The organism is Paenibacillus sp. AD87 (assembly GCF_001659845.1).
GTDB lineage: Bacteria > Bacillota > Bacilli > Paenibacillales > Paenibacillaceae > Paenibacillus > Paenibacillus marchantiae.
Genome location: NZ_LXQN01000007.1, coordinates 508,233 through 521,917 on the forward strand (window position 1 = coordinate 508,233; position 13,685 = coordinate 521,917).

10 protein-coding genes are annotated in these 13,685 nt (G+C 48.0%); 8 read left to right on the forward strand and 2 right to left on the reverse strand.

Features of this window, described 5'->3' with window-relative positions; all coding sequences use genetic code 11:
• Nucleotides 1–18: 18 nt before the first annotated feature.
• The 4 genes from gpAD87_RS02435 (at nt 19) to gpAD87_RS02450 (ending at nt 3,826) form a co-directional block, all read left to right on the forward strand.
• Nucleotides 19–558, forward strand: coding sequence for an SMI1/KNR4 family protein (locus gpAD87_RS02435; protein ID WP_064635959.1), 540 nt, complete (start codon nt 19–21; stop codon nt 556–558).
• 39 nt (nt 559–597) lie between these two features.
• The gene (locus gpAD87_RS02440; RefSeq protein WP_064635960.1) at nt 598–1,038 is read left to right on the forward strand and encodes a GNAT family N-acetyltransferase; all 441 of its coding nucleotides are present in this window, start codon (nt 598–600) and stop codon (nt 1,036–1,038) included.
• Between the two features lie 141 nt (nt 1,039–1,179).
• Entirely contained in the window at nt 1,180–2,427 is a 1,248-nt protein-coding gene (locus gpAD87_RS02445) for an MFS transporter (protein WP_064635961.1), read from the forward strand.
• Nucleotides 2,428–2,503: 76 nt separating this feature from the next.
• Nucleotides 2,504–3,826: an LLM class flavin-dependent oxidoreductase gene (locus gpAD87_RS02450; RefSeq protein WP_064635962.1), complete on the forward strand. Its 1,323-nt coding sequence runs from the start codon at nt 2,504–2,506 to the stop codon at nt 3,824–3,826.
• Between the two features lie 32 nt (nt 3,827–3,858).
• Here gpAD87_RS02450 and gpAD87_RS02455 read toward each other — a convergent pair whose 3' ends face one another.
• The gene (locus tag gpAD87_RS02455; protein WP_197521354.1) at nt 3,859–4,542 is read right to left on the reverse strand and encodes a hypothetical protein; all 684 of its coding nucleotides are present in this window, start codon (nt 4,540–4,542) and stop codon (nt 3,859–3,861) included.
• Nucleotides 4,543–4,733: 191 nt separating this feature from the next.
• Complete coding sequence (locus gpAD87_RS02460) at nt 4,734–7,883, reverse strand: alpha-mannosidase (RefSeq protein WP_064635964.1); 3,150 nt, start codon at nt 7,881–7,883, stop codon at nt 4,734–4,736.
• 232 nt (nt 7,884–8,115) lie between these two features.
• On the opposite strand from gpAD87_RS02460, the gene gpAD87_RS02465 reads away from it, so the two are divergent.
• From gpAD87_RS02465 to gpAD87_RS02480, 4 genes are all read left to right on the forward strand, one after another.
• A complete protein-coding gene (locus gpAD87_RS02465; RefSeq protein ID WP_064635965.1) occupies nt 8,116–9,948 on the forward strand; it encodes a cache domain-containing sensor histidine kinase in 1,833 nt (610 codons plus the stop codon).
• Nucleotides 9,945–11,504, forward strand: coding sequence for a response regulator transcription factor (locus gpAD87_RS02470; protein ID WP_064635966.1), 1,560 nt, complete (start codon nt 9,945–9,947; stop codon nt 11,502–11,504). Before gpAD87_RS02465 ends, gpAD87_RS02470 begins: the two co-directional genes overlap by 4 nt.
• Before the next feature lie 285 nt (nt 11,505–11,789).
• Entirely contained in the window at nt 11,790–12,695 is a 906-nt protein-coding gene (locus gpAD87_RS02475; RefSeq protein ID WP_205524889.1) for an ABC transporter permease, read from the forward strand.
• Nucleotides 12,696–12,717: 22 nt separating this feature from the next.
• Nucleotides 12,718–13,674 (forward strand): carbohydrate ABC transporter permease, encoded by a 957-nt coding sequence (locus tag gpAD87_RS02480; protein WP_064635967.1) that lies wholly within the window; start codon nt 12,718–12,720, stop codon nt 13,672–13,674.
• The last annotated feature ends 11 nt before the right edge of the window (nt 13,675–13,685 follow it).

Here is a 13,685-nt window from a genome sequence, read left to right on the forward strand (position 1 = left end):
ACAAAAAGGAGGATGAGAATGATCGAGCAAGCAGAGCTGCTATGGCAACGTATTATTGCAAAAGGAACAGGAGCAAATGCAGATTTTGAGGTAGCGCTCAATCTTCAACCTGGTGCGAGCGATGAAGATTTTCAATCTGTGGAAAATCAACTTGGGGTGACATTGCCTGAAGAGATGAAGGCTCTGTATCGTGTACATAACGGACAAGTCTGGAATGTTGGCGTAGATTGCTTTGTGCGGAACCTGACATTGTCGCCTCTGGATCAGGTTAAGGAGAATTGGGCGTTTTTGCAGGAAGAATTCGACCCAGATGATATGGAACCGGAGATTGAAGATGATGCCATTAAGCCAGTACTGTGGAACTGCAAATGGATTCCGATCGCAGAAAATGGTGGTGGGGATTATCTATGTCTGGACACAGACCCATCAGGTTCTGGAACGGTAGGACAGGTGTTGTATTTTTGGCATGATTGGGGACATCGATCAATTGAAGCTGCGGGGTTATTTGAATTCATTCAGAAGTGTCTGGAAGAAAAGGATGAGGACAATGCAACGTAGGCAGCATGAATTCGAATAAACGTAAAAGGAGTCCTTTCAATGATCCAAATAACCATGCGTCAATCCAAGCAGGCAGATGAGGAGCACCTTGCTGAGTTGCGAGCTTTGGTTCTATATGATGATCTAAACCGGTTGGGAAGATACGATGATGTGAAGGTTCGTGAACGTTTCCGTAATACATTTGATCCTGAGTATACATGGATTATCGAGTTCGAGGGTGAAATGGTGGGGTGTGTAGCATTGAAGCCCAAGTCAGTGGAGATGCTGCTGGAACATTTCTATATCCATCCCGATTATCAGGGTCGGCAAATAGGGACCCAAGTGCTGAATATGCTACTGAAACGGGATGACGTTAAGGGCAAACGTGTTACTTTAAATGTATTGCAGGGCAGTCCAGCTCGGCGTTTGTATGAGCGCTTTGGGTTTGTTTTGGACAGTGAAGATGAGGTGGATGTATTCATGTCCGTTCAAGTGAAGTAATTTTTACGGTCAAAATAGCAGCATAAAACAGATCCATTCATTTAATTCTTGAATGGGTCTATTGAACTTTTCTATTATACTTTCCAGTGACGGTATCCTAATATGGATAATAACCTACTTTTTATATAGGAATTATATAGTATGGAGAATGCCAAGATGCCGCATTGGAAGCGAAATCTGTATATTTTGTGGTTTGGTCTATTTTTCAATCATATGTCTTACACCTTGTCTGTTCCGTTCTTTCCGCTATTTCTGCAAAATGATCTCGGTATCCAGAGCGGATTGGAAGTCTGGTCCGGCATTTCGATCTCGATCAGCTTTCTGATCAGCGGCCTATGCGCTCCCTTCTGGGGATCGCTGGCTGACAGATACGGAAGCAAACTGATGCTGATTCGTTCGGGCGTTGGTCTCGCCATTGCTCACCTGGCTAACTATTTCGTTTATGATCCTTACACATTTATTGCTGTGCGGATATTTCAGGGACTGATGGCAGGCTTCAATCCTGCATCCATTACATTGGTCGGTACCAATACACCGGAGAAGCATGTGGGTTATGCGCTTGGCGTCATCTCCACATCGACAGCTGCCGGGGGAATTCTGGGACCACTTGTGGGCGGAGTACTAAGCCATTGGATTGGGCTGCGCGGATGCTTTATCGCCTCGGGAATTATTACGCTGCTCTCGGCTGTTATGGTGATATGGGTAAAAGAAGCCCGTGGTCCCCGCACTGTGGTTCGCACGAGTATTCTGGGTGATCTGAAAAAAGCTGCCTCCACTCCTGGATTAATGCGGATTTATGGTTTGATTTTGCTCGTTTCAACTTCCGTGCTCATTATCGAACCTGTACTGATGCTTTATGTGGTCCAGATTGGTGGAGACGTCAGTAGTGCAACACTTAGTGCAGGAATCGTCTTCTCGGCCATCGGTGTGGCAACGGTAATTATGGGGCCGCGCTGGGGACGGATTGGTGGAAAAATCGGATACGAGAAAACGCTGTTTATCGGCCTGCTGGGCGGCGGCATTGGCAGTTTACTGCAACTGACGGCGTATAACCTCATTTATTTTGGAAGTCTGCGATTTGTCTACGGTCTGTTCTTTGCTGCCGTGTATCCGGCCTTGAATGCGTTAATCATCAAATATGCTGACCGTGATTTCCGGGGAAGGGCTGTCAGTCTGAGTCAGACTGCAAATCAATTCGGTATTGTACTCGGCCCGTTACTCGGCGGTTTTCTGGGCGGATGGACGGGGATTCCTTTTATTTTTCTCCTAACGGGCATTGTCCTTCTGGGAGCAGCCTGGACAGTCCGGGTAAGCGAAAGGAACGAGGCGAATAAACCGGGATTGGGCATGGCAGCAGCAGAAGCAGGCGGAAACAGCATAAAGAAATGATGAAATGATCCTCAGAGAAAAAAAGGTACTTGGACTGAATTAAATGGTCATCACTACAACATAGGGAGGAATTAATATGTCACAACGACGATTGAGATTGGGAGCAAACTTGAATGGAGTGGGAAATAGCATCTCTTTTTGGCGACACCCGGATATTCCGATCAATGCCAGCGTAAATCTGGATTTCTACAAGAAGCAGGCGATTAAGGCGGAGGAAGGGAAATTCGATCTTCTCTTTATTGCCGACGGCCTCTTTATTAACGAGAAATCCAACCCGCATTTTCTGAATCGTTTTGAACCTTTAACCCTGCTCTCCGTTCTCGCGGAAGCAACCTCACACATCGGGCTGGTTGCGACGTTGTCCACCTCATATAGTGAACCATTCACAGTGGCAAGACAATTTGCCTCCCTGGACCATATTAGTGGAGGACGAGCCGGATGGAATGTAGTCACTTCGCCACTGGAAGGCTCGGCGCTGAATTTTGGCAAAGGCGTACATCCAAACCACGCGCTGCGTTACGAAATTGCAGAAGAACATCTGAATGTGGTCAAAGGCCTATGGGATTCCTGGGAGGATGATGCGTTTATCGGGGATAAAGAGAACGGTGTTTTCTTCGACCCATCCAAGCTGCATACGCTGAACCACAAGGGAGATCACTTCTCCGTTCAGGGTCCACTCAATGTGGCGCGCTCGGAGCAGGGACATCCGGTCGTTTTCCAGGCAGGTTCTTCCGAATCCGGCAAGGATCTGGCGGCCCGATCGGCCGATGCTGTATACACGGGGCATGAGACGTTGGAGGAAGCTCAGGAGTTCTATTCGGATGTGAAAGCAAGAGCGGTGGCTTATGGTCGTAAGGCAGAAGATATTCTGATCTTCCCTGGCATCGGTCCCATTGTGGGCAGAACGGAGGAAGAAGCGGAGCGCAAGTATCAGGAAATCGCGGAGTTGGTCGATATTGACCATGCACTGAATTATTTGGGACGTTACTTCGATCATTATGACTTTGCCCAATTCCCATTGGATGAACCTTTCCCGGAGATTGGTGATTTGGGAAGTAATAGCTTCCGCAGTACAACAGACAAGATCAAGCAGCAGGCACGAGAACAGGGACTGACCCTCCGCCAAGTGGCATTGCTTGCATCGACGCCTCGCACTTCTTTTATCGGTACACCGGATCAGATCGCTGATCAGATTCAGGAGTGGTTCGAAGGCGAAGCTGCGGACGGTTTCAATATTCGCACAGTTGTGCCGAACGGACTCGCAGACTTCGTGGATCTGGTCGTACCTGTCTTACAAGAGCGCGGCCTGTTTCGTACCGAGTATGAGCATGAGACACTGCGTGGTAATCTGGGTCTTGAGATTCCGCGCAATCGTTATACGCTCGAAACGGTAAAATAAATCAATCATGACACATCGAACTTACTTCCAGTTCAGAATGCTTTAAAAGCGATCCAGATAGCCCCTATCATAACGACAATCCCGCATACCTTGCTCAAAAAGTAATCAAAGTCGCTAGGCTCGACATCGTTCGCCCAGAACGAACGAAGCGAGAGGTAGAAAAGGAAGTCTTGAAATTTTTGATAACGGAAGCTGCACCATCCGAAAATCACTGCGGCTAATGCGAGAAACAGAAAACCTGGAGCACCACGAGTGTAATGATATTCTGGGTAAGCGGCTGTTACAAGCGTTGCAGGAGAGATTTGTTCTTCCCCATCCTGAAGTACTCTTTGACTGCCAACGTACAAGAAGACCTCAGAAACGCTATTGCCTTTTGCATCAAAACTTATTAATTGTCCGGAATGATCTTGGACTTCATATTTGTTTCCGTTAGGATATATCAACTTATACGTTGTACTGAACGCAGAATCAATTTTCGTGATGAGATATTGCTGATGATTGATGTAAACAGTCCGTTCCTGATGATCAAGGCGTACTTGAATAGGATCTGCCGTTCCGCTGCGATAAGTCATTAGATTACCTTGTTCAATATCCAATGTGTACTTGTTGTTCTCAACATGGAAAATCGGCTCTGTGAAATAAGGTCTGGACAGGATCGCGACGATAACGGACAGGACCAGAACGCATGAAAAGAAAATGAAGGTGGGGGACTTCATTTTTTTGATTGACTCTCCCATATAAACGCCATCCTTTCCATTTTGTTCTATAATACGTTATTGAGAAGCATTGGTTGCGGACCGTTACTGTCTGAATAATGATCAAATAACCACAACACGAAGAAACCAGCAAGTCGCCCATCATCTGGGGATTTGCTGGTTTCTTTGGTTAAGCTGCTACAGTTATAGGATTATACTCTCAGATCAATCTCAAACGTCTTGATTTCATAAGGTTCAAGAGCAAAAGTTATCGGTGTATTATACAGGAGTTCGCCCTCCGGTACTTCCATAAGATTGCATTCTCTCCACGTGTGAATCCGTAGATCGCTTGTCAGTTCAAGCATATTCATGCTGCCGGAATAATCATGAACGCGTACGATGACACGATCGGAATCCTCTGCCTTCTTAACTGCCGAGATCATGGCTGTGCTGCCGGACAAGGTGAGCATGGATCGACTTGGCTGCTCTGATTGTCCCTGTGTATATCGAGCTGGAGCATTCAGGAGCCAGGCTTGCTGCACGGTTCCGCCAACGAGCCAATCTCCCTGATGCGGAAGAAGAGCATAGGTGAAGCTGTGCAGCCCCTGATCCGCATGTGGATCAGGGTGCGTAGCGCTCTTGATCAGGGTCAGCCGCATGACGTTATCTTTAATGTCATACCCGTATTTGGAATCATTCAGCAAACTGACGCCATAACCTCTGTCGGATAGATCAGCCCATTGATGGCCAACGGATTCGAATCGCGCCCAGTCCCAGCTTGTGTTCCAGTGCGTGGGCCGTTTAACGTTACCGAACTGAATATCATAGGTGGCTTCCGTAGAGCGGATACCGACAGGAAAGGCAACCTTCAGCAGTTGCTGCTGTTCATGCCAATCCACCTCAGTGGCGTAATCGATTCGTCGATGCCCGGTATATACAGTCATGTTCTGCGTAATCGTGGAGCCAAGGTATTCCCAAGCAAAGCGAATCACGGTCTGAAGTGGCCCGGTCTCTACGACTTCAATGCTGGTGCATTTCGTAATCTCTCGCATATCTTCCTGATAGAAGATATCGATATCCCAGGCCTCGTGGGCAAGTGGTTTGTCCTCGAACACCTGAAGCACATTGCCTCTTGCGCCTTTGGCAAGCACCTCACGGTGTGGCTCTTTATCGTAAAGGCGTGTCAACTGCCCATTCTCATTCCACTCGAGCAGATAGAATGGTGTCTCGATTCCATTAGCTGTGTGGATGAATGGAGATTGCTCAGGGATATCGTTTACCGTATTACTCTGGAAGTGAATTGTGGTATACCCCAGCGAAGGAATATCCTTTACCTCGACGGACCAACGTGCATCCTGGTATTGAGCGTTCAGAATCTCACCGGAATCGCTCAGCCAAGTTCCCATTTCCAATTCGCCTGATGCCGCAGGAATGCTCACGATTTCTGTAACGACCCATGGGGAGGAGTTCCAAATGGTGTACGTACACGGAGATTCTCCGCTGCCAGCAATAGCCATCCGCGCCTGCGTGTCCACGTGATTGCCAATCAGCTCAGCTTCTGCATATTCAATTCGGCTATCCTCATACACCTCTGTGATGGAGGAACCGGGAATGATGTCATGGAACTGGTTGCGCAAAATGATTTTCCAACCCGCAGTCAGGGACTTCGCTTGATACAGAGTCCAGTCATTGTGCACAATACTTTGCAATGCATTCAGCCACTCCGCTTCGCGGTAAGCCAGCTCAAGCTTGCGGTTCATCCGTTTGTTGTACGCCTGACTGGTATACGTTCCGCGATGATACTCCAGATACAGTTCGCCATCCCATGTATGGATGTACGAATCGGTTTTCTCGACCGTCTCCTGCAGCTTTTCAAAATAATCATCTGCGCGTCCTGTCTTGACCTTGGGCAATCCGGGTAGTTGATCCAGCCGTCGTCTCATCTCCAGCATTTCGCGGTTAACTCCGCCTCCGCCGTCTCCGTATCCGTACGACAGCAGCAGATCCTGGTTCATCTCCTTATCACGGTAGGCATCCCAGATGCCCTTGACCGTCTTCGGAATGATTTTCCCGTTATAGGTATAGAACCATGACCCCGGCTCGGACCAAGGCTCGGGTGTAGTAATGAAGTGGGTCAGCACCTCTGAGCCGTCAATTCCGCGCCAGTGGAATGTATCGAATGGCATGCGGTTGTATTGGTTCCAGCTGATTTTGGTCGTCATGAATGTATGAATGCCGGATTTTTTCAGAATTTGCGGCAGAGACCAACTGTAGCCGAATACATCGGGCAACCATAGATATCGGCAATCCGTCCCGAATTCTTCTTTGAGAAAACGAGTGCCAATCAGCAATTGTCGGACCAGGGATTCGCCCGAGGTCAGGTTACAGTCAGCCTCCAGCCACATGCCGCCGCCCGCTTCCCAGCGTCCTTCAGCGACACGCTCCTTGATGGATTCGTACAGTTCCGGGTAGTCCTCTTTCACATATTCGTACAATTGGGGCTGTGTCTGAAGGAAAACATACTCCGGGAACATCTCCATCAGGCGCATGACCGTAGAGAAGGAGCGGGCGCATTTCTCGCGCGTATGCTTCAACCGCCACAGCCAAGCAACGTCAATATGAGTGTGACCGATACAAGTAACGGTTACATCAGAGGCCTTGTCCATCGAACTCAATCGGGAGCTTAGGTCATCCCTTGCGTCATGCACAGAGGTATAGAAGACATCGGACTTAGGCTGCGACCAGTCAATCAGGCGGAAGGACTGCTGGAGCGCATGAAGCAGCTTTGTACGTTCAGGTGCATGGGCATCCAGAATGTTGACCGTTTCCAGAATCGCCGATCCTGTAAATACAAGATCATCAACAGCTTCATCCAGCCAACACAGTTCTGCTTGTCTGAACGTATGCGTCTGGTTGCGGGGCTGACCGCCACCTTCCAAACCGGACCATAGACGGAAGATTAACTCGTTGGTGCTGCCTGCGGCAGAGGCTGGAAAGAACACTTCCTTGTGGTTGGAATCCACGCCTTGAAATGGCTTGCCATCCCAGTAGAACAGTGATTCAAAGCCGGAATTGTTTCCACCCCCGGTATCGCCAAAATCAAACAGTCCGACAATCCGTTTATCTTCCCAGGAGGAAGGGAACTCGGCTTTTGTACGCAGCCACAAATAGAGATCTCGACCGGACCAACTTTCTCCTGTATGCATAGGCTTCCAATGGCTATCGTCTCCCGGCAGGACCGGGTTGATCTCTTCCCTGCGGTCTTCGCAGGCAAGAAAATGATTTAAAGGCAAACGATCCCGGTAACGGAGCTCGGATAATTCATGAATACGTGCTTGTAGTTTGTTTTCAGTAAGAAACATCGTTAAAAACCCCCAGTTCATTTTATCGGGGAGTGATTCATATATAGAGAGCATCCAAAGCGATTATGTATTACATAACTATTATAGGGGAATGCGCCCATTATAGCGCTTCCATTCGCTTTTGACAAATTAAAATATGGATTACTGCTTCTGAGCGCTGGTGATTGTCGAATTTAACCAAACGGTGATACACTGAGTTGGAAATTGGTCTGGAGGAGGTGTTCAGGCGCGAATGTCCAGGATACGAACCATCTATAAGAACTACTTGAAGAAAAAAATGTTCAACAAAATTCTGCTGTTTTATTCCATGGTGATGGTCCTGTTGTTCATCAGCATATCGGTGTTGGCCTACCGCTATTATGAACAGCGAGTGGTACAGGAACAAATGGATGCCAGTTTGCAGGAGCTGGATATTGTCAGTATCAACCTGAATCAGCAATACGAACGGCTGTATAATGCCGTGCAGCAGATTTATACCGACGCCATGATCGGCGATGATCTGAAGTATTTTTTGACTCATGAATACGAGGATTTTCTCAATTGGCGTCTGAATCAATATGCTTACAGCTACCGTACAGAGCGAGGGAACTTCGATTATCAATTACGTCTGTTGTTAAAGGATGAGGCTTCGATTGCAAATGTCGTGTTATACAGCACGGATCAGGATTTCTTCTATGTGCTTAATCGGGAGACTCAGCACTTTTACTATCATCCCAAGCTGTCTGCAGGGCATCAGGACTGGTTCCAGCGGCTGAGGAGTGCACCTTGGCAATACATGGGCAGCGAACCGCTGTTCGAAGGGAAAATGGCTGATGAGCCTACCCCTTACAGCTACGCGAATGTGCTCAAAGACTCCGTGACATTGAAGCAGTACGGAGCAATTATGTTTGAGCTGAATACAGACCGTATCAAAGGGCTTCTTCGAGATAGACTCGACGGCAAGGACAGTCGGATCATGCTGATGACAGGGGAAGGTCAGGTGATTTTCGATTCGCAAGGCAAGTATGACAACACCGTCTACCCGTACTGGGGGAAGATGAATTTGCCGGAGGATTGGGTGGATCTGGAGGAGCGCTCCAAGGTGCAGCTGCTGAATATCGGGAATACGGGAATGGTCGTGGCTTCTATTATTCCGGAGTCGCAAATCAAACAGAGCCTTCAGGCGATTCGTTTCAGCCTCATTGGGATTGTGATTCTGTGCATCATGGTTAGCATCGCGGTGACGTTCACCATCATCCTTCGTTATTCCAAAAAAATTCACAGACTCGTGCTTTACATGCGTCGCTGGCAGGAGGGTGATCTAAGTAAACGTATCGAGATGGAGGGGGAAGATGAGCTGCAGCAGATTTCGCAGAGATTTAATCATATGTGTGATCGGCTGGAGTCTTACATAGAAACGGTATATGTGTCGGAGATCAAGCAAAAGAACGCGCAGCTTGTCGCTTTGCAAGCCCAGATCAATCCCCATTTTTTGTACAATACGCTGGAAAGCATCCGCATGAAAGCCATCAGTTTGGGAGCCAGGGATGTTGGGCAGATGATTTATATTCTCGCCACGATGTTCCGTCATTTGATCAAAAAGCAGACACATGTAACCTTGGCGGAGGAAATAGAGCTGTGCGGCATGTACCTGGCTTTGGTCCAGTATCGGTATGAGGACAAGCTGCACGTGGAGACCCATATCGAGAATGCAGCGGCGGGAAGCATGGTCGTCAAGTTGCTGGTCCAGCCGATTATTGAGAATTACATTGTGCATGGTTTTCGTACAAATGATGAGGATAACCGAATCTCCATCACAGCCGAAGAAGAGAACGGCGTGATTCGTATCCGTGTAAAGGATAACGGAAAGGGGATTTCCGCGGATAGGTTGCTTGAACTGCAGCATGGGTTGCATAAGGGCGATGAAGCTACTGAGACATCTGACCGATCTTTGGGTCTTAAGAACGTACACGACCGCATACGTCTGAATTATGGCAGTGATTATGGTCTGCACCTGAACAGTGTGGAGGGCGAAGGATGTGAGGTGACCATCAGCATTCCAGTTACAAGGGAGGAAACGGGATGAGAAGTGTAATGTTGGTCGATGATGAGCCGCTTATTGTGAAAGGAATGCAAGCCATCATTGATTGGGATCAGAATAATATGCAAATTGCCGGAACGGCTTGCAATGGGTTGGAAGCGCTAGCAATGATGGACGAGGTTCCTGTCGATCTGATTATTACGGATATCATGATGCCGCAAATGACCGGACTTGAACTGATCCGGGAGACTAAAGCGCGCAATCCATATACCAAATTCATTATTTTAAGTGGTTACGAAGAATTCAAATATGTGCGGGAGGGCATCTCACTGGGGGTTGAGAACTACCTGCTCAAGCCAGTCAATATGGATGAACTGGAAGCGACCATCAAGCATATGCAGCGGGATTGGGAGCACGAAGAGATGCGCCAGATTCAAATGGATCAGAGCTGGAGGATTCTGCGCAACAATATTTTGCAGCGGTGGGCGAACGAGACCATTGACGCCAAAGAATTCCGTGAGCGTGCACAGATGCTTGAGATTCCCATGAACAAGTCCACATATTGTGCGGCTTCTCTGCGGATTGTAGGAGATGACAAGGGGGATGATCCCCAGATGTATCTGCCGGGAATTGCTGAGCAGTGTGAGCAGATCGGGAACAAAGGCCTCCCGGATGGCTGCGGAATCATCTGTTTTCCTGATCAGGACGGAGACATCATGCTGCTCTTTGTTTCAGCCGATACGGAAGGTAGTGATGAATGGCAGCTTCAGGCACTCACCAAAATGAAGCAAGCGGTTGCTGAGGACACAGGTGCACGTGTATGGGGGGTCATCGGTCAATCCGAGTCGACCTATCTGGGTTTTCCAAAGAGTTGCAAGTCCGTAAAGCTGTGGCTTCAGAATCATTTGTTTATGGATTGTAATACCTTCATCATGCAAGTGGAGAACGAAGAAGCTACCAATCAGCATCAAGAGAAGCCTGGGCCAGCGATGGAGCAGTTCCACAAGCTGCTACGGGATGGTGAAGGTACAGAGGTGGATCGGTTCATCGATGAATTCTTCATTGTTGAGGGTAAGGAACCCTGCCTCCCGAGAACACCGTTCTTCAATTCTGCGATTCAGCTTATGCTGGCCGCCAAGGAACTAGAGAAAACGCCTGACTACGGGGACATCTTCGGACCCCTGTCCAGAATTCATACGCTCAACAAACTGAAACAATTAGTCAGAAAGGTTGTTCATCGCACGCTGGATACATATCATACCGCCGAGAAAACGTACAGTCCGCATATCATGGCTGTGCTGGAGGTGGTGAAAAATCACTATCAGGATGAGCTTTCACTTAAGACGCTCAGTCAGAGGCTGGAGCTTCATCCGAACTACCTCGGCCAATTGTTCCAGCAAGAGGTCGGTACCACCTTTTCTGATTATGTGAACCAGTACCGAATCGAGCGTGCCACTCATTTGCTGTTATATTCGGACAAAAAAACGGCAGAAATAGCGGGCGAGGTGGGCTATTGGGACTCCACATACTTTTACAGACAGTTTAAGAAATATGCTGGCGTTTCTCCTACGGAGCTGCGCTCGATCTACATGAAAAAATAAGCCGGGAGCTCCGGCTGAATGAAGACACTCTCCATGTGGGGGTGTCTTTTTTGTTATGCAATGAATGCACGATCTTTAATTAATCCATCAATTTATTGGGTTTTTCAACTATCTCAAAATTGGTAGCGCTTGCATAATGGAGGTAGGAGTGAACGAGGAAATCCAAAGCAACAAAATAGCTTAGGTCCAGTGTTGATTATAGGGGATTAATGCTGGATGCAGCTAAAGCGATAATGAACGAGATTATAAGGAGGGACAGCCGTGCAGGGCATCTTCAAAAGTCTGATGAAGAACAAGGCGTTTCTTCTGCTGGTACTGCCGGGAGCAGCTTGGTTTATCATTTTTGCCTATTTGCCAATGTTCGGAACGATTATTGCTTTTAAGGACTTCCGGATTCATCCGGGCGGATTTCTTGAAAGCGTTCTAAAAAGCGAATGGGTCGGGTTCAAGAACTTTGAGTTTCTGTTCTCCACCAGTGACGCCTATATCATCACACGTAATACGATTCTGTATAACCTGGGGCTGATCTTTCTCGGGTTGGTGCTCGCGGTGACGCTTGCGATCATCATGAACGAGCTGCTGAACAAACGGCTGGCGAAGATCTACCAGACCGCAATGTTTATGCCTTATTTCCTGTCCTGGGTTATTATCAGTTATTTCGTCTTCTCGTTTCTAAGTGTGGAAAAGGGTGTGTTCAACCAGATCATTACCTATTTTGGTGGAGATCCGGTTAGTTGGTACAGTGAGACAGGGTATTGGCCGTATTTTCTCATTCTGCTCGGCCTGTGGAAAGGTGCAGGTTATGGCAGTGTAGTATATTTGGCAGCAATCGCAGGTATCGACCGTTCTTATTATGAGGCAGCGATGATCGACGGCGCCACCAAGTGGAAACAGATCCGGTACATTACGCTGCCACTGCTCAGACCACTAATGATCATCCTCACCATTTTGGCGATCGGCGGGATCTTCCGTTCCGACTTTGGACTGTTCTATCAGGTTCCGCGGGACTCTGGTGCGCTGTACCCGGTCACCAATGTCATCGACACGTTTGTATACCGCGGCTTGACCATTATGGGTGATACAGGAATGAGTACAGCTACAGGATTGTATCAATCGGTTGTTGGTTTGATTCTTGTCCTGCTGGCAAACTATGCTGTGCGTAAAATTGAAAAGGATTATGCCGTATTCTAGGCTGCGGCAAGGGGGTGCTTCCATGAGTAATTTAAGCGAACCGGTAAAGCGGGCATCTGCCCATACGAGGAGGACCGGAAAGAAATCGAGAGATCTGAATGCCATTTCGCCGTTATCCAATGTGATTTTTAATATAGCTATTGGCCTGTTTGCCTTATCTTGTATCTTTCCGTTTCTGTTCATCGTTATCATCTCATTTACCGATGAGAAGACGCTGGCGATCAATGGGTTTAAGTTGTTCCCTGAAGTCTGGACGCTGGATGCCTACCGATTCCTTATGGAATCCGGGCAGCAGATGGCCCAATCGTTTGGGGTTACCTTAACGGTGACGGTTGTCGGAACCGCGCTAACACTGTATTTGGTCACCACGTATGCGTATGCCATCTCACGCAAAAATTTTGCGCAGCGTCGATTTTTCAGCTTTTTGGCCTTCTTCACCATGCTATTTTCCGGCGGTCTCGTTCCCAGTTACATCGTGGTTACGCAGGTGCTGCACTTGCGGGATTCGATCTGGGCACTGATCCTGCCGTCAATCATGAACGCTTTTTACATTATCGTCATGCGTACATTTTTCACGACCACCGTGCCGGATGCGGTTATTGAGTCGGCCAAAATCGACGGAGCTACTGAGTTCGGTATTTATACGCGCATCGTACTGCCGATTTCGTTGCCGGGCATCGCGACTATTGGATTGTTCAGTACGTTAGGATTCTGGAATGACTGGTTCAATGCGCTACTCTACATCGACAATGCGAATTTGATTCCACTCCAGACATTGCTGATTCGAATACAGAACAATATGGATTTTGTTGTGCAAAACAGCAGCCGGGTCGTGTCCTATGACATTGCCTCGACACTGCCAACGGAGACCGTCCGCATGGCGATGGTTGTCTTGGCTACACTGCCGGTTGCGCTGGCGTATCCGTTTTTCCAAAAGTATTTTATACAAGGCCTGACCATCGGTTCGGTCAAAGAATAAGTCTGGTTGTG

What these genes read in the sequence shown, in the direction of transcription:
- gpAD87_RS02445 (WP_064635961.1), top strand. Translation starts at nt 1,180, where the DNA reads ATGGAGAATGCCAAGATGCCGCATTGGAAGCGAAATCTGTATATTTTG.
- gpAD87_RS02460 (WP_064635964.1), bottom strand. Translation starts at nt 7,883, where the DNA reads ATGTTTCTTACTGAAAACAAACTACAAGCACGTATTCATGAATTATCC.
- gpAD87_RS02465 (WP_064635965.1), top strand. Translation starts at nt 8,116, where the DNA reads ATGTCCAGGATACGAACCATCTATAAGAACTACTTGAAGAAAAAAATG.
- gpAD87_RS02470 (WP_064635966.1), top strand. Translation starts at nt 9,945, where the DNA reads ATGAGAAGTGTAATGTTGGTCGATGATGAGCCGCTTATTGTGAAAGGA.
- gpAD87_RS02435 (WP_064635959.1), top strand. Translation starts at nt 19, where the DNA reads ATGATCGAGCAAGCAGAGCTGCTATGGCAACGTATTATTGCAAAAGGA.
- gpAD87_RS02450 (WP_064635962.1), top strand. Translation starts at nt 2,504, where the DNA reads ATGTCACAACGACGATTGAGATTGGGAGCAAACTTGAATGGAGTGGGA.
- gpAD87_RS02440 (WP_064635960.1), top strand. Translation starts at nt 598, where the DNA reads ATGATCCAAATAACCATGCGTCAATCCAAGCAGGCAGATGAGGAGCAC.
- gpAD87_RS02480 (WP_064635967.1), top strand. Translation starts at nt 12,718, where the DNA reads ATGAGTAATTTAAGCGAACCGGTAAAGCGGGCATCTGCCCATACGAGG.
- gpAD87_RS02475 (WP_205524889.1), top strand. Translation starts at nt 11,790, where the DNA reads ATGAAGAACAAGGCGTTTCTTCTGCTGGTACTGCCGGGAGCAGCTTGG.
- gpAD87_RS02455 (WP_197521354.1), bottom strand. Translation starts at nt 4,542, where the DNA reads ATGAAGTCCCCCACCTTCATTTTCTTTTCATGCGTTCTGGTCCTGTCC.